20 protein-coding genes are annotated in these 21428 nt (G+C 68.9%); 13 read left to right on the forward strand and 7 right to left on the reverse strand.

Annotated features, from left to right (window positions below):
• Nucleotides 1–13: 13 nt before the first annotated feature.
• The 8 genes from M1K48_RS08625 (at nucleotide 14) to M1K48_RS08660 (ending at nucleotide 7111) form a co-directional block, all read left to right on the forward strand.
• Entirely contained in the window at nucleotides 14–1294 is a 1281-nt protein-coding gene (locus M1K48_RS08625; RefSeq protein WP_249454481.1) for a dipeptidase, read from the forward strand.
• Between the two features lie 12 nt (nucleotides 1295–1306).
• On the forward strand, nucleotides 1307–3229 hold the full coding sequence (locus tag M1K48_RS08630; RefSeq protein WP_249454485.1) for a S9 family peptidase: 1923 nt from the start codon (nucleotides 1307–1309) through the stop codon (nucleotides 3227–3229).
• Between the two features lie 46 nt (nucleotides 3230–3275).
• A complete protein-coding gene (locus tag M1K48_RS08635) occupies nucleotides 3276–3908 on the forward strand; it encodes an MBL fold metallo-hydrolase (protein WP_249505218.1) in 633 nt (210 codons plus the stop codon).
• 147 nt (nucleotides 3909–4055) lie between these two features.
• On the forward strand, nucleotides 4056–4235 hold the full coding sequence (gene rpmF, locus M1K48_RS08640; protein WP_029941941.1) for a 50S ribosomal protein L32: 180 nt from the start codon (nucleotides 4056–4058) through the stop codon (nucleotides 4233–4235).
• A 14-nt stretch (nucleotides 4236–4249) separates the two neighbouring features.
• Entirely contained in the window at nucleotides 4250–5323 is a 1074-nt protein-coding gene (gene plsX / locus M1K48_RS08645; RefSeq protein WP_257794139.1) for a phosphate acyltransferase PlsX, read from the forward strand.
• Between the two features lies 1 nt (nucleotide 5324).
• Nucleotides 5325–6287, forward strand: a complete 963-nt coding sequence (locus M1K48_RS08650; protein ID WP_319941167.1) for a beta-ketoacyl-ACP synthase III — start codon at nucleotides 5325–5327, stop codon at nucleotides 6285–6287.
• A gap of 120 nt (nucleotides 6288–6407) precedes the next feature.
• Complete coding sequence (locus M1K48_RS08655) at nucleotides 6408–6743, forward strand: integration host factor subunit alpha (RefSeq protein ID WP_249454487.1); 336 nt, start codon at nucleotides 6408–6410, stop codon at nucleotides 6741–6743.
• 5 nt (nucleotides 6744–6748) lie between these two features.
• The gene (locus tag M1K48_RS08660; protein ID WP_249454489.1) at nucleotides 6749–7111 is read left to right on the forward strand and encodes a MerR family transcriptional regulator; all 363 of its coding nucleotides are present in this window, start codon (nucleotides 6749–6751) and stop codon (nucleotides 7109–7111) included.
• Here the strand turns inward: M1K48_RS08660 and M1K48_RS08665 are convergent.
• Together M1K48_RS08665 and M1K48_RS08670 are read right to left on the reverse strand one after the other, a co-directional pair.
• The gene (locus tag M1K48_RS08665; protein ID WP_249454491.1) at nucleotides 7052–9790 is read right to left on the reverse strand and encodes an ATP-dependent DNA helicase; all 2739 of its coding nucleotides are present in this window, start codon (nucleotides 9788–9790) and stop codon (nucleotides 7052–7054) included. The genes M1K48_RS08660 and M1K48_RS08665 overlap by 60 nt on opposite strands.
• A gap of 79 nt (nucleotides 9791–9869) precedes the next feature.
• A complete protein-coding gene (locus tag M1K48_RS08670) occupies nucleotides 9870–10238 on the reverse strand; it encodes a hypothetical protein (RefSeq protein WP_249454493.1) in 369 nt (122 codons plus the stop codon).
• Nucleotides 10239–10353: 115 nt separating this feature from the next.
• On the opposite strand from M1K48_RS08670, the gene M1K48_RS08675 reads away from it, so the two are divergent.
• The 3 genes from M1K48_RS08675 (at nucleotide 10354) to M1K48_RS08685 (ending at nucleotide 14484) form a co-directional block, all read left to right on the forward strand.
• On the forward strand, nucleotides 10354–11940 hold the full coding sequence (locus M1K48_RS08675; protein WP_249454495.1) for a lysine--tRNA ligase: 1587 nt from the start codon (nucleotides 10354–10356) through the stop codon (nucleotides 11938–11940).
• Nucleotides 11941–12061: 121 nt separating this feature from the next.
• Nucleotides 12062–12988 (forward strand): ABC transporter ATP-binding protein, encoded by a 927-nt coding sequence (locus tag M1K48_RS08680; RefSeq protein ID WP_249454497.1) that lies wholly within the window; start codon nucleotides 12062–12064, stop codon nucleotides 12986–12988.
• Nucleotides 12985–14484 (forward strand): ABC transporter permease, encoded by a 1500-nt coding sequence (locus M1K48_RS08685; protein WP_249454500.1) that lies wholly within the window; start codon nucleotides 12985–12987, stop codon nucleotides 14482–14484. The genes M1K48_RS08680 and M1K48_RS08685 overlap by 4 nt, the downstream gene beginning before the upstream one ends.
• Before the next feature lie 3 nt (nucleotides 14485–14487).
• Here M1K48_RS08685 and M1K48_RS08690 read toward each other — a convergent pair whose 3' ends face one another.
• The 3 genes from M1K48_RS08690 to M1K48_RS08700 form a co-directional block, all read right to left on the reverse strand.
• Entirely contained in the window at nucleotides 14488–16335 is a 1848-nt protein-coding gene (locus M1K48_RS08690; RefSeq protein ID WP_249454505.1) for a DUF885 domain-containing protein, read from the reverse strand.
• 100 nt (nucleotides 16336–16435) lie between these two features.
• Nucleotides 16436–17347 carry an RcnB family protein gene (locus M1K48_RS08695; protein ID WP_249454507.1) on the reverse strand — a complete coding sequence of 304 codons (912 nt, stop codon included), beginning with the start codon at nucleotides 17345–17347 and terminating at the stop codon, nucleotides 16436–16438.
• A gap of 57 nt (nucleotides 17348–17404) precedes the next feature.
• On the reverse strand, nucleotides 17405–17971 hold the full coding sequence (locus tag M1K48_RS08700; protein WP_249454509.1) for a (2Fe-2S)-binding protein: 567 nt from the start codon (nucleotides 17969–17971) through the stop codon (nucleotides 17405–17407).
• On the opposite strand from M1K48_RS08700, the gene M1K48_RS08705 reads away from it, so the two are divergent.
• Both M1K48_RS08705 and M1K48_RS08710 read left to right on the forward strand, forming a co-directional pair.
• Nucleotides 17970–18755: an alpha/beta fold hydrolase gene (locus M1K48_RS08705; RefSeq protein ID WP_249454511.1), complete on the forward strand. Its 786-nt coding sequence runs from the start codon at nucleotides 17970–17972 to the stop codon at nucleotides 18753–18755. The genes M1K48_RS08700 and M1K48_RS08705 overlap by 2 nt on opposite strands.
• A gap of 33 nt (nucleotides 18756–18788) precedes the next feature.
• A complete protein-coding gene (locus M1K48_RS08710; protein ID WP_249454513.1) occupies nucleotides 18789–19511 on the forward strand; it encodes an energy transducer TonB in 723 nt (240 codons plus the stop codon).
• A gap of 4 nt (nucleotides 19512–19515) precedes the next feature.
• On the opposite strand, the gene M1K48_RS08715 is transcribed toward M1K48_RS08710, so the two are convergent.
• On the reverse strand, nucleotides 19516–20805 hold the full coding sequence (locus M1K48_RS08715; RefSeq protein ID WP_249454515.1) for a L,D-transpeptidase family protein: 1290 nt from the start codon (nucleotides 20803–20805) through the stop codon (nucleotides 19516–19518).
• A 9-nt stretch (nucleotides 20806–20814) separates the two neighbouring features.
• On the reverse strand, nucleotides 20815–21396 hold the full coding sequence (locus M1K48_RS08720; protein ID WP_249454517.1) for a YMGG-like glycine zipper-containing protein: 582 nt from the start codon (nucleotides 21394–21396) through the stop codon (nucleotides 20815–20817).
• Between the last annotated feature and the right edge of the window lie 32 nt (nucleotides 21397–21428).

The raw sequence follows: 21428 nt of genomic DNA on the forward strand, positions 1-21428 counted from the left end.
TAAAGCTGGGCTCATGCGCTTCATGCCCCTCCTGCTCGCCGCTGCGAGCCTCCTCCCGGTGTCCGCCATGGCCCAGACCGCCCCCACGACCTCCGTGATCGACCCCAAGGTCAGCCAGCGGATCGACCGGATCCTCAAGCGAACCCCGCTGATCGACGGTCACAACGACCTTCCGTGGGCGCTTCGCGGCGACTTCGGAAGCAAGGTCGAGGGGCTGCAGAGCGGCACCGACAGCTGGAAGCCGCCGCTGATGACCGACATGGCACGGCTCAAGGCCGGCCGCGTCGGCGGGCAGTTCTGGTCGGTGTATATCGACGGCACCACGCTCGGCGACGAGGCGATCCGAGTCACGCTGGAGCAGATCGACACCGCCCACCGCATCATCGCCGCCTATCCCGACACTCTCCGCTTTGCCCGCAGCGCCGACGAAATGGAGGCCGCCCACAAGGCCGGCCGGGTCGGCTCGATGCTGGGGATCGAGGGCGGGCGCCAGATCGGCGGCTCGATGGCGGCGCTGCGGCGCTTCTACGACCTTGGCGCGCGCTACATGACGCTGACCCACAACCAGACCACCGAATGGGCCGACGCGGGTACCGACGAGCCCAAATATGACGGCCTGTCGCCGTTCGGGGTCGAAGTGGTGAAGGAGATGAACCGGCTTGGGATGCTGGTGGACCTCAGCCACGTCGCTCCGGCGACGATGCGCGACGCGATCGCCGCCAGCCAGGCGCCCGTGATCTTTTCCCACTCCAGCGCAGGCGGCGTGAACCCGCACCCGCGCAACGTCCCCGATGACGTGCTGCGGCTGATGCCGGCCAATGGCGGCGTAGTGATGGTGACCTGGGTCCCGAGCTTCCTCAGCCCCGCTCAGTGGAAATGGGACGGCGAGCAGGCCGCCGAGGAAGCACGGGTGAAGACCTACAACCGCGCCAATGCCGCCGCGGTGACCAAGGCGATGGAAGCCTGGGTCGCCGCCAACCCCCGCCCGGTGGTCGGGATCAAGGATGTCGCCGACCATATCGACTATGTCGCGCGGGTCGCCGGCCACGATCATGTCGGGATCGGCGGCGACCTCGACGGCATCCCGCGCACGCCGGTCGGCCTCGAAGGCGTCGAGGCCTATCCGCGCCTGTTCGCCGAACTGATCCGCCGCGGCTGGAGCGACGCCAACCTCGCCAAGCTGGCCGGCGGCAACGTGCTTCGCGCGCTGCGCGGGGCGGAGGCGACTGCGGCGAAGATGAAAGACATGCCCCCCTCGATGGCGACGCTCACCCCGCCCAAGCCCGTCAATTAGGAGCCCGACCCCATGCTGACCCGCGTCTCGTTGGCGCTCGCCGCGCTGCTCGCCACCTCCGCGCATGCCCAGACCAGTGCGCCCAAGCCTGCCGCCCTGACCGTTCAGGCGGTGCCGCCGGTTCCGGCTGAACTCGCCGCCCGCACCCGTCCCTACATGGAGCTGCGTAGCGTCAGTTTCGCCGGCTGGAACAGCAAGGATCGCTCGATGCTGATCCGGACCCGCTTCGGCAATGTCCCCCAGCTCCACCGGGTCGCAGGCCCGCTGATGGACCGCCAGCAGATTACTTTCGAGGCCGAGCCGGTCGGTGGCAGCTGGGCGCCGTCGGGCGACGTTCTCGCCGTTCAGAAGGACGTGGGCGGCGGAGAATTCTTCCAGCTCTACCGCCTCGACAGCGGCCGACTGACCCTGCTGACCGACGGCAAGAGCCGCAATTCGCTGGGGGCGTGGAGCAAGGACGGCAAGCTGCTGGCCTACAGCTCGACCCGCCGCAACGGCGCGGACACCGACCTCTACGTCATGGATCCACGCGATCCCAAGACCGATCGGCTGGTCGCCGAGGTCAAGGGCGGCGGCTGGGGCGTCGCGGCCTTCGCGCCGGGCAATGCCAAGGCGCTGGTGCTGAATTACCAGCAAGTCACCAACTCCGATCCCTATTTGCTCGACCTCGCCACCCGGCAGCTGACCCCGCTGGGCGACCACAAGAAGGACATCGCCTTCGGCGGCGCCGAATATGCCCCGAACGGCCAGCTGTGGGTGCTGTCGGACGAGGATAGCGACGTCCAGCGCCTCGGTCGGATGGACACCGCCACCGGTCGCTTCACCCCTGTGGCCAATGCCGGCCGGTGGGACATCGACAATTTCGACATCTCCGACGATGGCCGCACCATCGCCTACATGACCAACGAAGCCGGGATCACCCGCCTCTATCTGCTCGACACCGTCAGCGGGAGGTCGCAGCAGGTCACCGGGCTTCCGGTCGGCGTCGCCGGCGGGCTCGAATGGTCGCCGTGGGGCGAACTCGGCTTCACCTTCAATTCGGCGCAGGGCACCGCCGACGCCTGGTCGCTCAACCCACAGAGCGGCAAGCTCACCCGCTGGACCCAGAGCGAGACCGGCGGCCTCGACTTCTCGCGCAACCCATCGGCCCAGCTGGTCGAGGTCAGGAGCTTCGACGGTGAGCGCGTGTCCGGCTTCCTCTATCGCCCCGACCCGGCCAAGTTTCCGGGCAAGCGGCCGGTGGTGGTCGACATCCATGGCGGTCCGGAAGGGCAGGAGCGCCCCGGCTTTATGGGCCGCGACAATTACCTCATCAACGAACTCGGCATCGCCGTCTTCCTGCCCAATGTCCGCGGCTCGACCGGCTTCGGCAAGCGCTTCGTCAGCCTGGACAACGGGCCGTTCAAGCGCGAGGATTCGGTCAAGGACATTGGCGCCTTCCTGACCGCGCTCAAGGCCGACCCGGCGATCGACGCAGCCCGCATGGCGGTGACCGGCGGCAGCTACGGCGGCTACATGTGCTACGCCAGCGCGATCCGCTACGCCGCCGACTTTAAGGGTGCGCTGTGCAATGTCGCCATTTCCAACTTCGTCACCTTCCTGCAGAACACGCAAAGCTATCGCCGTGACCTGCGCCGGGTCGAATATGGCGACGAGCGTATCCCCGCCCAGCGCGCCAAGCTGGAGGAGATCAGCCCGCTGCGCCGGATCGGCGAGATCAAGGCACCGATGTTCGTCGTCCAGGGCGCCAACGACCCACGCGTGCCCAAGTCGGAGGCCGACCAGGTCGTCGCTGCCTTGAACGCCCGGCCGGGCGCCTCGCCGACCTGGTACATGGTCGGCGAGAACGAGGGACATGGCTTCGGCAAGAAGGAGAACCAGGACTATCTGTTCTGGTCGACCCTGCAATTCTGGCAGCAGACTCTTCTGAAGTAAGGATCGATTCCCAGTGAGCGTCGAAGACAATCCGCCGTTGAAGGCGATGGTGATCCCGGTCACCCCGCTGCAGCAGAATTGCACCCTGCTGTGGTGCACCGCTACCAACAAGGCCGCGCTGTGCGATCCCGGCGGCGACCTGCCCAAGATCCGCGCGGCGATCGCCCAGGCCGGGGTGACCGTCGAGAAGATCATCCTGACCCACGGCCACATCGACCATTGCGGCCAGGCCGGGCAGCTCGCGGCGGAGCTCGGCGTGCCGATCGAGGGCCCGCACCTCGACGACCTGTTCTGGATCGCCCGCTTGGCCGACGATGGCGCCGCCTATGGCATCGACGCGTCGCCATTCGAGCCCAGCCGCTGGCTGACCGACGGCGAGCAGGTGACCGTCGGCGAGCTGGTCCTCGACGTCTACCAGACCCCCGGCCACACCCCAGGTCACATCATCTTCCATCACAAGCCGTCGGCCCTGGCGCTGGTCGGCGACGTACTGTTCGCCGGGTCGATCGGTCGCACGGACTTTCCGCTGTCCGACCACCGGGCGCTGCTCGATTCGGTCCGCAACAAGCTCTGGCCGCTCGGCAACGAGACGGTATTCATCCCCGGCCACGGCCCGGCCAGCAGTTTCGAGCGCGAGCGGGCGAGCAATCCCTTCGTCGGAGACAAGGTGCTGGCCTGAGCCGCTTGCCCTTGCTTCCGCGCCCCGTTCCGCTATAGGCCGCCCGTTCGCGACGATCCTTGTCGCCGCCCCGGGGTTCGCCCCGGTGAGCCGGTGGAGGGGCGTCGCCTTCTTTTTTGACCGCAACAGCTTAGAACAGGTGCCGCAATGGCCGTCCCCAAGAGAAAGACCTCGCCCTCAAAGCGCAACATGCGCCGCAGCCATCACGCGCTGACCCCGGCGAGCTTCCAGGAGTGCCCCAACTGCGGCGAGCTCAAGCTCCCGCACAACCTCTGCCAGGCCTGCGGCCACTATAACGGCCGCGAGATCGTCTCGACCGAGGCCTGAAGAGCGTCGCTGACGTGACCCCCACACCTGCCAGTGCGCGGAGCCTCAGCGCTCCGCGGATCGCAGTGGACGTGATGGGTGGTGACGGCGGCCTCGAAGCGGTGCTTGGCGGGGTCGAGCGTGCGTTGCGCGCCGACCGCTCGCTTCGCTTCCTTCTCGTCGGCGACGAGGCGGCCATTGCCTCCCGCTTAGAGCGCATGTCGCTGCCCGCCGGCAGCGCCACCATCCTCCATGCCCCCGACAGCATCGCCGGCGACGAAAAGCCCAGCCAGGCGCTGCGCCGTGCCCGCACCACCTCGATGGGGCTGGCGATCAATGCGGTGAAGGACGGCAGCGCCGATGCGGCCCTGTCGGGCGGCAATACCGGCGCGCTGATGGCGATGTCCAAGCTCGCGCTGCGCACCATGCCCGGGATCGACCGGCCTGCGCTGACCGCGCTTCTCCCGACGCTTGGCAGCCACGACTGCGTGATGCTCGACCTCGGCGCCAATACCGAGTGCGATGCCCAGAACCTGGTCCAGTTCGCGGTGATGGGCGCCGCCTATGCGCGCACCGTGTTGGGGCTGAAGAAGCCGCGGGTGAAGCTGCTCAACATCGGCACCGAGGAATTGAAGGGCACCGGCGAGCTGAAGGAAGCCGCCGCCCTGCTGCGCGAGGCCACCTACCTTCACTTGACCTTCGACGGCTTCACCGAGGGCGACCAATTGTCGCGCGGCAAGGTGGACGTGGTCGTCACCGACGGTTTTTCGGGCAACATCGCGCTTAAGACCGCCGAGGGCACCGCCCGCTTCGTCACCGACCTGCTGCGCCGCGCCTTCACCTCGTCTCTGCGGTCCAAAGCCGGATTCGCGCTGTCCAAGCCGGCGCTGCACATGCTCAAGGTCCATCTCGACCCCAACAACCACAACGGCGCGGTCTTCCTTGGCCTCAACGGGCTGGTGGTGAAGAGCCACGGCGGCGCCAACAACAAGGGCGTCGCCAACGCCATCGCCGTCGCCGCACGGATGGTCCGAGGGGACATCGTCAACCAGGTGGTGAGCGACCTCGACGAATTCCGCGCCCATGCCTTTGCCGGAGCAAGCAGCTGACGTGACCCTGCGTAGCGTATTCCTTGGGGTTGGGTCGGCGCTGCCGGCCCGGCGAGTCGACAATGACGAACTGGCCGCGCAGGTCGATACCTCCGACGAGTGGATCGTCGAGCGCACCGGGATCCGCAGCCGCTATATCGCCGGCGAGGGTGAGACCACTGCCAGCCTGGCGACCGAGGCGGCACGCAAAGCGCTCGAACATGCCGGGCTCGAGCCGGCCGACATCGGCCTGATCATCCTCGCCACCGCGACCCCCGACCAGACCTTTCCCAGCTCGGCGACCAAGGTCCAGCACCTGCTGGGGATCAAGGACGCGATCGCGTTCGACGTCCACGCGGTCTGCACCGGCTTCCTCTACGCCCTGACGGTCGCCGATTCGATGCTGCGCGGCGGCAACGCCAAGACCGCGCTGGTGATCGGGGCCGAGACCTTCAGCCGCATCCTCGACTGGGAAGACCGCACCACCTGCGTGCTGTTCGGCGATGGCGCCGGCGCCGTGGTCCTGCGCGCCGAGGATACGGACGGCCGCGGAATCCTCGCCACCAAGCTCCACGCCGACGGCCAATTCGGCGACATGCTGTACGTCGATGGCGGGCCGTCCACCTCCGGAACGGTCGGCAAGCTCAGGATGAAGGGCCGCGAGGTGTTCCGTCATGCGGTCGTGAACCTCGCCCAGGTGCTCGGCGAGGTGCTGGCGGAAGCCGGCAAGACCCCCGAGGACGTCGATTGGGTCGTCCCGCACCAGGCCAATGCCCGGATCCTCGACGCCACCGCGCGAAAGCTCGGCCTGTCGCCCGACAAGGTGGTGGTGACCGTCGATCGCCACGCCAATACCTCTGCCGCCTCGGTCCCACTGGCGCTCGACGTCGCGGTCAAGGACGGGCGGATCAAGCCCGGCGACCTCATCGTGCTCGAAGCGATGGGCGGCGGTTTCACCTGGGGCGCGGCCTTACTTTCCGTTTAACCCTCGGACAACCATCGGCAACTTGCGGCGATTGTCTGTTTGCCGACCTATCGATCTTGGGTTATGCACCTTGATGGGGGCGCGCAAATTCAGGGGCGCCGACAGGGCGGGAGTAAACGGATGGCCGATGCAGGCGTCCCGCGTGGCGGGCAAGGAAGCGAATTGCACAGTGGCACGCTGACGCGCGCCGACCTTGGCGACGTGGTGCATCGCAAGCTCGGGCTGAGCCGGGCCGAGTCGGCCTCGATGGTCGAACGGCTGCTGCACCACATGTGTGCCGCTCTGGCGCAGGGCCAGAACGTCAAGATCTCCGGCTTCGGCAGCTTCATCCTGCGCGATAAGGGCCAGCGGGTCGGTCGCAATCCAAAGACCGGGGTCGAAGTGCCGATCGCACCGCGCCGGGTGATGACCTTCCGCGCCAGCCAGACCATGCGCGACCGCATCGCGCGCGACTGACGCTCGTGCCGGCCCAGTCCGGGACCAAGGGGTCCGGAGCCAAGGATCCCTCGGCCTTCCGTACCATCGGCGAAGTGTCCGCCGAACTCGGAGTCGCGCAACATATCCTGCGTTACTGGGAGAGCCGTTTTCCACAGCTGAAGCCGCTGCAGCGCGCGGGCAACCGCCGCTACTACCGGCCCGAGGATGTTGAGCTGGTGCGACGCATCCACTCGCTGCTGTCGCACCAGGGCTATACCGTGCGCGGCGTCCAGCAATTGCTCCAGGACAAGGCGCCCTTGCCCGAGCCGACGTCGCCGGATGAGGATCTAGTCGGCGCGCTGAAGCGGATCCGCGCCGAACTGGTCGATGCCATCGGCGGGGATTGATCCGCTTTCCGGCCCGCCGGCGCTGGCGACCCGCTCCACTGCCTGTTCCAAGGTCACCCGGCTAACCCGCACCCCCGGCGGAAACGCGGTCAGCAGCCGCGAGGGACAGGCGGCCGACAGCATCACGAAAGTGCCGCGGTCGCCTTGCCGGCGCACCAGCCGCCCGAACGCCTGCGCCAGCCGCGCCTTGACTACCCGGTCGTCATAGGCCGAGCCGCCGCCCGCCAGCCGCCGCGCTGCGTGCAGCACGGTCGGGCGCGGCCAGGGCACCCGCTCCATGACCACCAGCCGCAGCGATTCGCCCGGTACGTCGACCCCGTCCCGCAGCGCATCGGTGCCGAGCAGACTGGCGCGCGGGTCGGCACGAAACATGTCGACCAAGGTGCCGGTGTCGATCGGGTCGACGTGCTGGGCCAGCAGCGGCAGCTGCTCGCGGGCTAGGCGGTCGGCGATCCGCGCCTGCACCGCCTTCAGCCGGGCGATGGCGGTGAACAGCCCCAGCGTCCCCCCGCCCGCCGCGGTGATCAGCCGGGCATAGGCATTGGCGAGTGCCGCCAGATCGCCTTGCTTGACGTCGGTCACCACCAGCACCTCGGCCGCGGCGGCATAGTCGAACGGGCTGGCGGCATGGAAATGGGCCGGAGCGGCGGGCAGGTGCGCGGCGCCGGTGCGGGCGTCGGCCACCTCCCAATGCTCCTCGCCGCCGCGCAGGGTAGCGGAGGTGACCAGCACCCCATGCGCCGGCTCGATCACCGCCTTGGCCAGCGGGCGGGTCGGGTCGAGCCAGCGGCGCTGGAGCCCAATGTCGAGTTCGCGCCCCTCGACCCGGTCGACGTTCATCCAGTCGACGAAGTCGGGGTCCGCGCTGCCCCCGATCCGGGCCAGCAACTGGGCCCAGGCCCCGACCGCCTGCCCGCGCCAATTGAGCCCGGCAATCGCGCCCTCGACCCGCGCCCGCGCCGCCGCGTCGAGCCAGTCGGGCGCATCCTCGAGCACCGCTTCCAGCCGCAGCCGAAGCGCGGTCATCGGGCGCTGCAGCGATTCGAGCGCGACCAGCGCGGCGGCGGCGGCCTCGACCAGCGGCGCGTCGGGCTCGGCCAGTTCGGTTTCCAGGCCGTAGCCCGCATCCTCCGCCCGCGCCCGTGCCAGCACCGTCCCCCGGACCGCCGCGAACAAGGCTTCAAGCGGGCCAAGCGGCAGGCCCTCGACCACCCGCCCGAGCCAGCCGTCGCCCGGCAGCAGCCCGGCGGCCTGGACTGCGGCATCGAGCGCCAGGGCGCCCTCTTCGTCATAGGAGCAGACGTCCATCAGCCGCGCTGCCAAGCCGCGCCGCCGTCCCCGCGTGCTGCGTTCGGGCCCGACGATCCAGCGCCGAAGCTCGATCGTCTCGGCCCCGGTCAGTGCCACCGCGAAAGTCGAATCGGCAGCGTCGAACAGGTGGTGGCCCTCGTCGAACACGATCCGCTCGAGGCCCCCGCCAAGACGGCCGCGAGCGGCCGAAATCATCACCAGCGCATGGTTGGCGATCACCAGGTCGGCGCCGCGGCTCGCCCGCTCGGCCTTTTCGATGAAGCATTTCCGATAGTGCGGGCAGCCGGCGTAGACGCACTCGCCGCGGCGATCGGTCAACGCGGTGGCCCCGGCGCGGCGGAACAGGCTCGGCAGCCAGCCGGGCAGGTCGCCGCCGACCATGTCGCCGTCCTTGCTGTACGCCGCCCAGCGCCCGACCAGCTGCGCCAGCACCGCCGCCCGGCCCGAGAAGCTGCCCTGCAGCGCGTCCTCGAGGTTGAGCAGGCAGAGATAATTCTCGCGCCCCTTGCGGACCACGATGCGCTTCTTGCGCTCGGCCTCGTCGGGAACGATGCGGCGCCCTTCCGCATCCAGCTGCCGCTGGAGCGCCTTGGTATAGGTCGACACCCACACCGTCCCGGCCGCCTTTTCCGCCCACAGCGAGGCCGGCGCGAGATAGCCGAGCGTCTTGCCGATCCCCGTCCCCGCCTCGGCCAGCAGCAGGTTGGGCGCATCGCGCCGGTCGCGCGGGGCAAAGGCGTGGGCGGCGGCGGCAGCGAAGGCGCGCTGCCCCTCGCGGGTTTCCGATCCGGCGCCGGTCAGCTGCGCCAGCCGCGCTTCGGCCTCACCATCGCCCAGCCGCACGATCCGCGCCGGCGGGCGCTCGGCGGCTTCCTCCCACGCTTCGAGCCGCGAGAAGAGCATCCGCTCGCCCCGCTCGGGCCGTCGCAGCCGCTTGCCGACCAGGGGCGCCCAGGTCCAGCCGAGCCGGTGCAGCGACCCATTGACGCTCCACGCCCCCTCCCGCTCAGCCCAGCTCTCTTCCTCCAGCGTGGCGAGCAGCCGGCCGGCGATCTCCGGCAGCAGCGCCGCGGCGCTCGCTTCGTCGGCGGGCGCCTCCAGCCCCACGAACGCCGCCAGCCCCGGCACCGTCGGCACCACAAATCGCGCGGGATGCACGAACGCGAACAGCTCCAGCAGGTCGAGCCCGCTGACCTCGGCATAGCCGAGCCGCTGCCCCGCCAGCGGCGCGTTGAGCAGGATGTGCGGCGTGTCCGACACCGCCCGGATCGCCGCCCCCCGCCCAGCCTCATGCGCCCCGTCGGGCCCGACCAGCCAGATACCGGCGTGGGAAGCATGGAGCGCAGGAAGGGAGAGAGGGGTACTCACCAGCGCCTATGTGGCGGCCGGAGAACGAAAGGGCAACAAGGCCGCGCGTCATCGCTCGTGGCGTCGCGATCGAATCAGCTTAGTTTCTCAAGAAGCCGAGAAGGAGGCCCGAACAGCCGCCGATCACCAGCGCCCAGACCCACAGGGAATGCAGGGCGCCAGAGAGGAACCCAAAGCCGAGCAAGTGCCCGATAGCCATCCCACCCGCGGTAAGAACCCCTGTCTTGTAGGGCGGACTGAGGCCGTTGCGCTCGAAGAAGAGGCATGCTGGGACGGCGAGCGCCATGTATGGCAGGAAGCCGATGAGCAATCCCATGATCCAGAATGCAGCTACAGCCGCCAGCTCGATCGAACGACCAGCGGCAAGTTGGATGCCGACGGCTCCGGCCAGAGCGGCGAGAGGAAAAGGCAGCAGCAGATTTTCCTCCGAACGACCGCGCCCCACCATCTCGATCCTACCAGTAGTGCACTGACCGCAAGGGTAGAGGGCGGCGGTTAACAACCGCTGGAAGGGGATCTGCCACCCCTTGCCTTCGCACCTGCAACAACGCATTCGCTGCCGCATGACCGACGACGCGCTCCGCCAGGCCGCACTGGCCAGCAAGACCTGGGTGTATGAGGAAGCGCGCAAGCTGCTCGCCCGCTATCCGGACGGCAAGCCCAACGGCGAAGCGATCGTGTTCGAGACCGGCTACGGCCCATCCGGATTGCCGCACATCGGCACCTTCACCGAGGTCCTGCGCACGACCTGGGTCCGCCGCGCGTTCGAGACGCTGACCGGCGGCACGATCCCGACCCGGCTGGTCGCGTTCAGCGACGACATGGACGGCCTGCGCAAGGTGCCGGACAATGTGCCCAACGGCGAGGTGCTTCAGGCCGCGCTCGGCAAGCCGCTGACGCAGGTGGCCGACCCGTTCGGCTGCCACCCCAGCTTCGCGCATCACAACAACGCGCTGCTGCGGCAATTCCTCGATCGCTTCGGCTTCGACTATGAATTCGTCAGCGCGACCGACGCCTACACCTCGGGCCGGTTCGACGACGCTCTGCGCCAGGTGCTGCGCCACTTCGACGACATCCTCGGGGTCATGCTCCCGACCCTGCGCGAGGAGCGGCGGCTGACCTATTCGCCGGTGCTTCCGGTCTCGCCGACCACCGGCCGCGTGCTGCAGGTGCCGGTGCGGGTGCTCGACGCGGAGGCGGGCACCATCGCCTTCACCGACGAGGACGGGAGCGAAGTCACTCAGTCGGCGCTCGGAGGCCTCTCCAAGCTCCAGTGGAAGGTCGACTGGGCGATGCGCTGGGTCGCGCTCGGCGTCGATTACGAGATGGCGGGCAAGGACCTGATCGATTCGACGATCCAGTCGGGAAAGATCGCCCGCATCCTCGGCGCCCGCCCGCCCGAGGGCTTCAACTACGAGATGTTCCTCGACGAAAAGGGCGAGAAGATCTCCAAGTCGAAGGGCAATGGCCTGACGATCGACGACTGGCTCAAGTATGGCGGCGAGCGGAGCCTCGAATTCTACCTGTTCCGTGAGCCCAGGAAGGCCAAGAACCTCCACCTCGGCCTGATCCCGCGCGCGATCGACGATTATTGGCAGTTCCGCGGCCGCTGGTCCGAGCAGCCGGTCGAGCAGCGCCTCGGCAACCCGGTGCACCATATCCACGGTGGCGCGGTGCCGGAGCCGGGCGAGCTTCCGCTCAGCTTCGGCCTGCTGCTCAATCTCGCTAGCCTGCCCGGCGTCGCCGACAAGGACACCGCCTGGCGGTTCGTCCAGCGCTATGCCCCGGGCACTGCGCCGGAGAACGACCCGGAGCTCGACGAGCTGATCGGCCTGGCGGTCACCTATGCCGGCGATTTCGTCGTGCCGGGGCTGACCCGACGCCCTCCGAACGAGACCGAGACCGCCGCCCTGCGCGACCTCGACGCCATGCTCGGCGACCTCGCGCCCGACACCCCGGCCGACGACATCCAGAATGCGGTGTTCGAGATCGGCAAGCGCCATTACGGCAAGGAGCGACTGCGCGAGTGGTTCCAGGCGGCGTACGAGACGCTGCTCGGCTCCAGCCAGGGCCCGCGCCTCGGCAGCTTCATCGCGCTCTACGGGATCGACAACAGCCGCCGCCTGATCGCCGAGGCACTGGCAGCCTGAAACGCCGCCGCCAATCACCCAACCGCTCGTCACGCAACCGTTCGTCGAACCGCCGTCCAATAGCGGCTTGACCGCCTGCCGCCGCTCGGCTCCACACGGGGCTTCGCAGGGGGTGCGTGTAGTGCAGGCTGATCAGGCGCTGGTCCTTGACCAGGTCACCAAGAAATACGGCGATTTCACCGCGGTCGACGACCTCAGTTTCGCGGTCCGCAGCGGCGAGGTGTTCGGCTTCCTCGGCGGCAATGGCGCGGGCAAGACCACCTCGCTGCGGATGGTGCTCGACATCATCCGCCCGACCGCCGGCAGCATCTCGGTGCTGGGCCGCCCGCCGGGCCGCGAGAACGCCCCCTTCCTCGGCTTCCTGCCCGAGGAGCGCGGACTCTACCGGACCATGTCGGCTATCGACACCATCGTCTATTTCGGGCGCCTCAAGGGCATGACCGTCGGCGACGCCCGGAGCGAGGGCCTCGCGCTGCTCGACCGCTTCGGCCTGTCCGCCAACGTCAAGTCAACCGTCGACAAATTGTCCAAGGGCATGGCGCAGAAGGTCCAGCTCGCCACCGCGGTGGTGAACAGTCCCAAGCTGCTGATCCTCGACGAGCCTTTCTCCGGCCTCGACCCCGTCAATCAGGGCCTGCTGGAGGACGAGATCCGCCGCGCGTCGAATAAGGGCGCGACCGTGGTCTTCTCGACCCACGTCATGCAGCATGCCGAGCGCCTGTGCGACCGGCTGCTGCTGCTCGCCCGCGGCCGCAAGAAGTTCGAAGGCAATCTCGACGAGGCCCGCGCGCTGCTTCCCGCGCGGCTCACCGTCACCTCGCGCCAGTCGCTTGCCGGCTTGGCCGGGGTCGCCGACTGCCAGCCGCTGGGCGACGGCGAAGCGGGCTGGCGCGACTGGGCGATCACGCTCCGGCCCGGCGCCTCGCCCGGCGACCTGCTCGAACATTGCTCGGCGAGCGGGATCGCGCTGCGCCGGTTCGAAGAACGCCGCGCCAGCCTGCACGACGTCTTCCTTCACATGGTCGGAACCGAGGAACCGGGTAAATGAGCAACGTCCTCCTCGTCGCGCTGCGCGAATATCGCCAGATCACCCGGATGCGCAGCTTCTGGCTGACGTTGCTGATCCTCCCCGTCGCGCTCGCCATCGCCCCGCTGACCCAGCGGTTCATGGGGCAGGATGAAGCCGACAAGGTGATGATCGTCGATCAAAGCAGCATCGGGGCTGGCAAACAGATCGCCGATCGCCTGCGGCTGGACGAGGATCGCCGGGCGATGAACGACCTCGCGCGCTACGTGCAGCGGCACAAGCTTGCAGCCCCGGCCGACGCCCCGTGGGCACGCAACGACCGCTATTTCAGCGATGCCGAGGTCGAACTATTCGGGGCAAGGGGCGGCGTCACCGCCGCACTGAGCAGGCTCAAGCCGTCAATCCCGCCCGAAACCGCCGAGTTCGAGATACCCGACCCGCGCTTCGAGATCGTCACTCCCCCGGACGATCTCGCCCGGTTGCAGAGCCCAGCGCTTGAACAAAGGATGGAAACGCTGCTTCGACCCGAAGAGGGTAGCAGGGCCGACCCGATCGACGCCATCGTCGTCATTCCCGCCGACTTCACGCGCACCGGCACCGCGCGCTTTTCCTCCTCGGGGCGGCCGAACGCCCAGTTGCTGGGAAGCGTCCAGGACGTGCTGACCCGCTCGCTGCGCCAGGGGCTGCTGGCGCAGGAAGGCGTGCCCCTCGAGGTCGCCGCCGCCGCCGCTACGGTCACCCCCAATCTGCTGATCGCGCAGCCTGCACCGGGAAGCGGCGTGCGCGAAGCCCTGCTGGTCCGCTCGATCCTGCCGCTCGCCAGCTGCTACCTGCTAATGATGGCGCTGATGCTGTCGGGCAGCTGGATGCTCCAGGGCACGATCGAGGAGCGTTCGAACAAGCTGCTCGAGACCGTGCTGGCGACCATCAGTCCCGAGCAGTTGATGTACGGCAAGCTGCTCGGCACCGTGGCCGTGGGCCTGACCATGATCGGCGTGTGGATCGCGTGCGGCGCCTTTGCCGCCTTCGCCACGCAGGGCGCGATCGCCGAGTTCATCCGCCCCGCCCTCGCCCCGCTCAACTCCCCAATAACGATCGCGGCGATGATCTACTTCTTCATCGCCGGCTACCTCGCCATCTCGGTATTCTTCCTGGCGGTAGGCGCGATCAGCGATTCGATGAACGACGCGCAGGGCTATCTGATGCCGATCATCCTCGCGATCCTGCTTCCGATCACGATCCTGATCCAGGGCATCGTCGACGGCGGCAAAGGGATCGGGGTGACGATCATGACCTGGGTGCCGATCTGGACTCCCTTCGCGGTGCTGGCGCGGCTCGGCACCGGAATTCAGACGTGGGAGGTGATCGGCTCGGGTCTGCTCCTCGCCGCCTTCGTCGCGCTGCAGATGTTGATGCTAGGGCGCCTGTTCCGCGCCAGCCTGCTCGCGTCGGGGCAGAAGCCTGGCGTCAAGGAACTTGCGGCGCGGCTGCGCGGCAGGACCGCGCACGCCGACTAGGGCTTACGAACCCGCTTTGGTCGCCACGATCCAGCGATCGATCTTCTGTTCCAGCACCGCCAGCGGCAGCGCACCGGTGTTCAGCACCTGGTCGTGGAAGGCGCGGATGTCGAACCGCTCGCCAAGCTCGCCCTGCGCCTTGGCGCGAAGCCGCTGAATGGTCAGCGAACCAAGCTTGTAGGCCAGCGCCTGCCCCGGAATGGCGATGTAGCGCTCGACCTCGGCTGTCGCATCGGTCCGGCCCATGTTGCTGTTGGCCAGCATGTAGGCAATCGCCTGGTCGCGGGTCCAACCCTTGGCGTGGAGACCGGTGTCGACCACCAGCCGCATCGCGCGCAGCATCTCGTCCGACAGCGTCCCGAAGCGCTGATAGGGGTCCTTGAACAGCCCCATGTCGTAGCCGAGCGTCTCTGCATAGAGCGCCCAGCCCTCGGCATAGGCGGTATTTCCGCCGAACCGCATGAACGAGGGCAGCGCTTCATTCTCCTGCGCCAGGCTGATCTGGAAGTGATGCCCGGGCGACCCTTCGTGCAGGTACAGGGTGTTGATTCCCGGCGTGGTCCGGCTCGGCAGGTCGTAGGCATTGAAGTAGAAGACGCCGGGGCGTGAACCGTCGGGCGTCCCGCTCTCATACGATCCGCCGGCCTCGAATTTCTCGCGGAAGGGTTCGTAGGGCCGGATCTCCAGCCGCGCCTTGGGCATGGTGGAAAAGAAGCGCGGAAGCTCGGCGTCGACCTGCTTGCCGACCGCATAATAAGCGTCGGTCAGCGCCTGCCGGCTCCTGGGCTGGAATTTGGGATCGGTGCGCAAATACTCGAAGAAGGCGGGAAGGTCGCGCTTGAAGCCGACCTCGCGCCGGACCTTGTCCATCTCGCCGCGAATTCGCGCGACTTCGCTTAGGCCGAGCTGGTGGATTTCCTCGGGGGCGATGTCGAGCGTTGTGGAGGAGCGGACGAGATGGCGGTAGAGCTCCGGCCCACCCTTCATGCTCAACAGCCCGACTCCGTCGCGCGCGGCCGGCAGATACTCGTTGCGGAGGAAATCGCGGACGCGGGTCAGCGCGGGCCTGATCTCCCCGTCATAGGCCGCGCGATAGGCCGCGGTCAGGCGGGTGCGCTCGGCGGCGGGGATCGAATCCGGGAACTTGCGCACCGGCCCCAGATAATTGTTCTCGGCCGGGGACTGCTTCAGCTGGCCGTCGAGCTGCTCGATCATGTTGCGGACGGTCAACTTGGTATCGACCACCCCACTCCCCATCCCCTCCCGCCACCGCGCGATCGTCGCGTCGAGGTAGCGGACGTAATCCTTGTGACGCTTGAGGTTGTTTTCGTAGTCGACCAGCGTCTGGAACGGCGCCGCCCCCTGCCCGCTGGCGAAGGTCGGGTAGAAGGTGTGGGTGCCGAAGAAATGGTTCATCGGCCGCACCCGCGTCATGCGCAGCAGATCCTCGCCATAGCCGCGCAGCGTGTCCTCGGTGGTGAACTTGAACACGTCATAGGCGATCGCGTCGGTCGGGGTCAGCCGCGCCCGGTCGACCGTGGCGAGGGCGGCCAGATCACGCTCGGCAGCGCTCTTCTCGGCCGCGAAGTAGGCATCGCTGATATTGTCGCCCAGCCGATCGGCATAGCGCATGTCGCCGCGCAGCAGCGCGCTCAGCGGGTTGCGACGCAGGCTCGCCTCGTCGCTGTCCCTGAAGATCGCGAACAGCCGGTCGTGCTCCGACTGCGCCGTCGCCGCGGGCTTGACGGCCACGATCGCGGAAGGGGCGTCGGCAAGCGCGGGGCGGTCGGTGGTGGCGCAGGCACCAAGCGCGAGCAGGCTTGCGCCAAGCAGCAGAGAGCGATGGGTCATGAAAGGTTCTATACTCGCAAGGCGTGCAATGGATGAGGGCGCGACGAGAACCGCCGCGCCCTCCCTTGCAACAACGCGTCGACCGGCCGCCGGGGCCAGTCTACCAGAAGAAGTCGCGGATCCGGTCGAGTACCCGCCCAGTGCGCAGGTCCACCAGCAGCACGTCGTCATGATAGCGGATCCAACGATAGGGTCCGCTGACCGGCGGCAGGCGATAGGAATAGGGATCGAGGATCCAGTAGCGGCTCGCATAATAACGCGCTGGAAGCTGCCAGCCGATGTCATAGTCGCGATAGCGCCAGCCGAACGGATCGATGTAGACGCTGAGGTGGAAGCGCGAGCGGTCACGGTCACGGTGGCGGCGCCAGTCGTAGCGCCGGTCCTGCCGCCAGTCGCGCCGCCAGCTGTCACGCCCGGCGCGGTCGCGGCGCAGCCCGTCGGCCGCGACCCGGTCGCGGAGATTGCCCGCGGTCACGCTTCCGGGCGACACCTCTCGCGACGGCCGGGTCACCGTTACCGGCGAGGGAATCGCATTGCCATACACCGGGGAGCCGGCGCTGGGCGGCACGTCGCGGATCCGGCTTCGACCTTCGTCGTTCCCGCCCCGCCAACCTGCGCCCCCTGCCCCATTGGCGCGGCGCTCGAAGCCGGCGACATCTTCGCTCGGCCTGCCGCGATCCTCTCGGCGCGGCCTGGCGACGGCCGTCGCGGCAACGGGATCGGGCGAGGCCTGACGAGGTTCGAACCGCTCGGCGCGTTCCTCGCGCGGGGGCGGGGGCGCCTGGGGCATCACCTCGACTTCACGCGGCTGTTCGCGGCGCTCGCTCCACTCCGACCGCGCAGGCCGCGGCGAAGCGTCTGCATCGCGGCTCTGTCGTTCGGCGCGCGGCTCGGGCTCGGGCGGGCGTGGCGCCGCGGCCTGCTCGAGCGGCTCCTCGCTGGCGGGCTGGGCGGCGGCGCCCGACGCGATCGCGGCGGTGAGTAATAGCGAGGACAGCAGGGACAAACGCATCAGCGAGACCTTTCACTTCAGTGAAACGATCTTCATCCTAAGCGGCTGAGCGGCAGATTAACGCGGAGGCGAAACGATTCCCGGTGGCTGTGGAGCGGCAGGCTGGTTCGCCGATAGGTCGGGCGCACTCGCTCCCGCGACCCGTTCGATCGCCCGCCGCAGCCGCGGCTGCATCCCGCAGGCGCAGCGATTGGGAAGCGCATCGACCTGCTCGGCGGCCGGCCGCGGGCTCTGCTGGAGCAACGCCGCCACCGCACAAGTAAAGCCCGGCAGGCAATAGCCGCACCCGATCGCATCCTCGGCGACGAGCGCCAGGGTGAACGGGTGGCTGGTCAGCCCCTCGACCGTGGTGACGTCGGCCCCTTCCAGCGATCCGATCGTCACCGCGCAACTCAGCGCCGCGCCCCCGTCGATGATCACCGTGCAAGCTCCGCACTGGCCGGTCCCGCCGCAGCCCTGCTTGGTGCCGGTAAGATTGGCCGCATCGCGCAGCGCCCACAGCAGGGGGGTCGCGGGATCGAGCGCGAACTCCAAAGCCTGACCGTTGACCCGCATCCGCGCCATGGGCGTGCCTCTAGCCGCGGCGGCGTGATGCTGCCAAGTCGGGTGCGCGATGAGGGACATGCAACATATCGAAACAAGCTGGGGCCGGGTCGGCTGTTCGACGCGCGGAAGCGGGGGCGTGCCCTTGCTGTTCCTGCACGGCGTCGGCTCCGACCGCAGCGCATGGGATCGCCAATTGGACCCCTTCGGCGAAGAACGGCTGGCGATTGCGATCGACATGCCGGGCTACGGCCACAGCGATGCCGGGCACCGCGAGTTCGAAGGACGCCAGGACTTCGCCGCCTCGGCCCTGGCGGTACTCGACGCGCTCGGCCAGGAGCAGGCGCATGTCTGCGGCCTCAGCCTCGGCGGCGTGATCGCGCTGGCGATGGCGGGACAAGCGCCCGACCGCCTGGCCAGCCTGGTGCTCGCCGACAGCTTCGCCGGCCATCCCGAGGGTCCGGCGATCCTCGGGCGCTCGCTGGCGGGCGCCGAGCAACTCGGCATGGCCCGGCTGGCCGACAGCCGGGCCGACGCCCTGCTTGCCCAGCCGCCCGACCCCGCCGTCCGGCGCGAAGTGGTCGACACCATGTCGCGGATCGATCCCGCCGCTTATGCCCGCGCGGCCGAGGCGGTGTGGCTGGCCGACCAGCGGGGCGAGGCGGCGGGCGTGTCGTGCCCGACGCTGATCCTCTACGGCAGCGAGGATCGCATCACGCCCCCGGCGCTGTCGGAAGAGCTGAAATCGCTGATCCCGCATGCCGGGCTGATCGAGATCACCGGCGCGGGCCACCTCCCCAATCTCGAGCAGCCGGCGATCTTCAACCGCGTGCTGGCGGGCTTCCTCGCCGACGCGGAGCGCTAGGGAGCGGCTTTTGCTCCCCTGCGTTTCCCGTCCATGCCGTGGCAGCCGCAGCAAAGCGATCGCAAGAAGGCCATCGGGCTGGTGGTCCTGCTCCACCTTGGGCTCGGAGCAGCGCTGCTGCATGGCCTCGCCGGCGAACCGCTGCGCCGCGCGCAGGCGGCGCTGACCACCTTCGACGTGCCGCCTCCCCCGCCGCCCGCGCCCGAACCGCCGCCTCCTCAAGAAAAGGCGCCGGCCGAAGCGCGGGACGAAGGCGCCACGGATCTCGCCGCCCGGCCCGCACCGGTGGTCCAGCCGCCGCCCGAGGTCAGGCTCCCCACCCCGCCCACCTTGCGCACGGCCGACGAGACTGCCGCGGTGACGGGAACCGCGCCGAGCGCCGGGGCGGGCCGGGTCGCGGGCCCGGGCGCGGGGTCCGGCTCGGGCGGGGACGGCACGGGTGGCGGAGGGAGCGGCGGGGCGGGTGCCGGCGGGATCGGGAGCGAGGCGCGGCTGCTGTCGGGCAATCTGTCGCGCGGGGACTATCGCCGGATCCGCGGCTTCGGCGCGCCGCGCGGCTCGGCGGTGCTGGCGATCGAGGTCAGCGCGGGGGGCGAGCTGACCCGCTGCCTGCCGTTCACCTCCTCAGGCAATCCCGCGCTCGATACGGAGCTATGCCGCCTGCTCGGCCGAACCCGCTGGGAGCCGGCCCGCGACCGCGCCGGAACGCCGATCCCGGTCGCGCTGCGCTACGTCGCGACCTGGAACCGCGACTAGGCGATCAGCGTGCCGCCATCCGCGGGCGGGCGACCACGGCGTCTTTCTTGTAGATGTCTTCGTAGATCGCGAGCTCGGATCCGCTGGGGACGGCGGTGAGGTAGGTCAGGTAGACCGGCACCGGCTTGGCCAGCGGCACCTTCTGCTCGGGTGCGGCGCCCTTGGCCTTGAGCGGCTTGCCGTACAGCCAGGCCGCCAGCCGGTGCGCCGCTTCCAGCCGGACGCAGCCGCCCGAGAACAACCGCGCGGCTTCGCCGAACAGCTCGTCCTGCGGGGTGTCGTGGAGGTAGATCCCCTGCGCGTTGGGGAACATGAATTTCATGTCGCCCATGCTGTTGGCGGGCCCGGGAAGCTGGCGCAGCCGCACTTCCTTCCTGCCCGCCGCGACCGCCTGCCAGTCGACGCTGGCGGGGCTGATCACCTTGGCCTTGTCGGACCAGTCGGACAGCACCTGATAGCCCTTGGCCCTGAGGTAGGGCGTCCCGCCCTTGATGACGTTGGGAACGATACGCTCCGCCGCCAGGTCACCAGGCACGTTCCAGTACGGCCGCAGCGAGGTGTAGCGGATATAGGCCGCCATCATCGGGGTCGGATAGACCGGCTTGCCGACCACCACCCGCATCATGTCGACGGTCTGGTTGTTCTCGATCATGAACAGGCGCTGCGCCGCGACATTGACCATCACGTAGCGCCCGCCGGCCGGAAGGCTGCGGACACGGGCCATGTTCTTGCTCACCAGCGATGCCGTCGCCGGGTCGAGCCGGGCATCGGTCAGCTGGCGGCGAAGCTGGGCGTAATAGGGATGCATCCAGCCCATGTTGCGCATGTAGGCGGCAACATCGGGCGCGGCGGCGGCAGCGGCGAGCAGCGCGGCGCCGCTCGGCGCCTGCGGGCGAAGCTCGCCGTCGACATAGACGATACCGACGCTCGGCGCCCGGCGCAGGTCCTGGGCGTAGCGCACGAACAATTCGCCCAGCGCGCGGTCGGCACGGGCGATCGCCTGCGGATTGCCGCCCTCGGCGGCGCGGGCCAGGCGGGCCAGGTCGCGGCTGCGATAGCGCTTCGGGTCGAGCCCGTCGGCCCGGGCGGTCTCGGTCAGCCGGAGCAGCTCATAGGCCGCCCCCCGGGTGCCGGGACGAAAGAAGAGGGATCCGGTGGACGGACTTGCCGCCGTCACCTGGGCGGCCGCGGGCGAGGCGGCCAGCACGGGGGCGACGAGCAGCCCCGCACAAACAAGTGCCGGGCGCACGAGGCGCCCGGCACACAAGCCGATCTTAATACGCGAAAGGCTCATCTGTTCTCCTTAGCCGCGCTCACCGCTCCGGCTGGGGGCGGGGGCGGGGGCGGGCGTGTTGTAGGTCCCGGTGTTGGACTGCGCCGGGGCACCCGGATAATATTGCCCGTTCTGGACGTAGCCGTCGACCCGGCCGTCACGATCGTTGTCGGCCCAGATGGCACCGGCGAGACCGCCGACCACTGCACCGGCGACAGCGCCTTCAAGCAGGCTGACGCCCGGGATCAGCGCGCCGGCAGCGACACCGGCAACGGCGCCGATGCCGGCACCCGTGGCAACGCGGCCGAGGGTCGAGTCATAGCCGCTCGGCTGACCCTGGTAATACTGGCCGTTCTGGACATAGCCGTCGGCATAGCCGTCATTGTTGTTGTCGGCCCATACTGCGCCGGTCAGGCCTCCGATGGCAGCGCCAACGGCCGCACCGGTGATCGGGCTGACACCCGGGACGACGGCGCCGACAGCGGCACCACCGACGGCACCCACGGCTGCGCCAGTTGCGGCGTCGGCAAGGGTGTCGTTGTTGCTGGTGGTCGAGCAGGCACCGAGCGACAGCGAGCTGGCGGCCGCCAAAGCGATCAAGGTCTTCTTCATATCTTTTCTCCCGTGGTGTTCCGGTAACCTCG

Origin of the sequence: Sphingomonas glaciei (assembly GCF_023380025.1) — a bacterium.
Lineage (GTDB): Bacteria > Pseudomonadota > Alphaproteobacteria > Sphingomonadales > Sphingomonadaceae > Sphingomicrobium > Sphingomicrobium glaciei.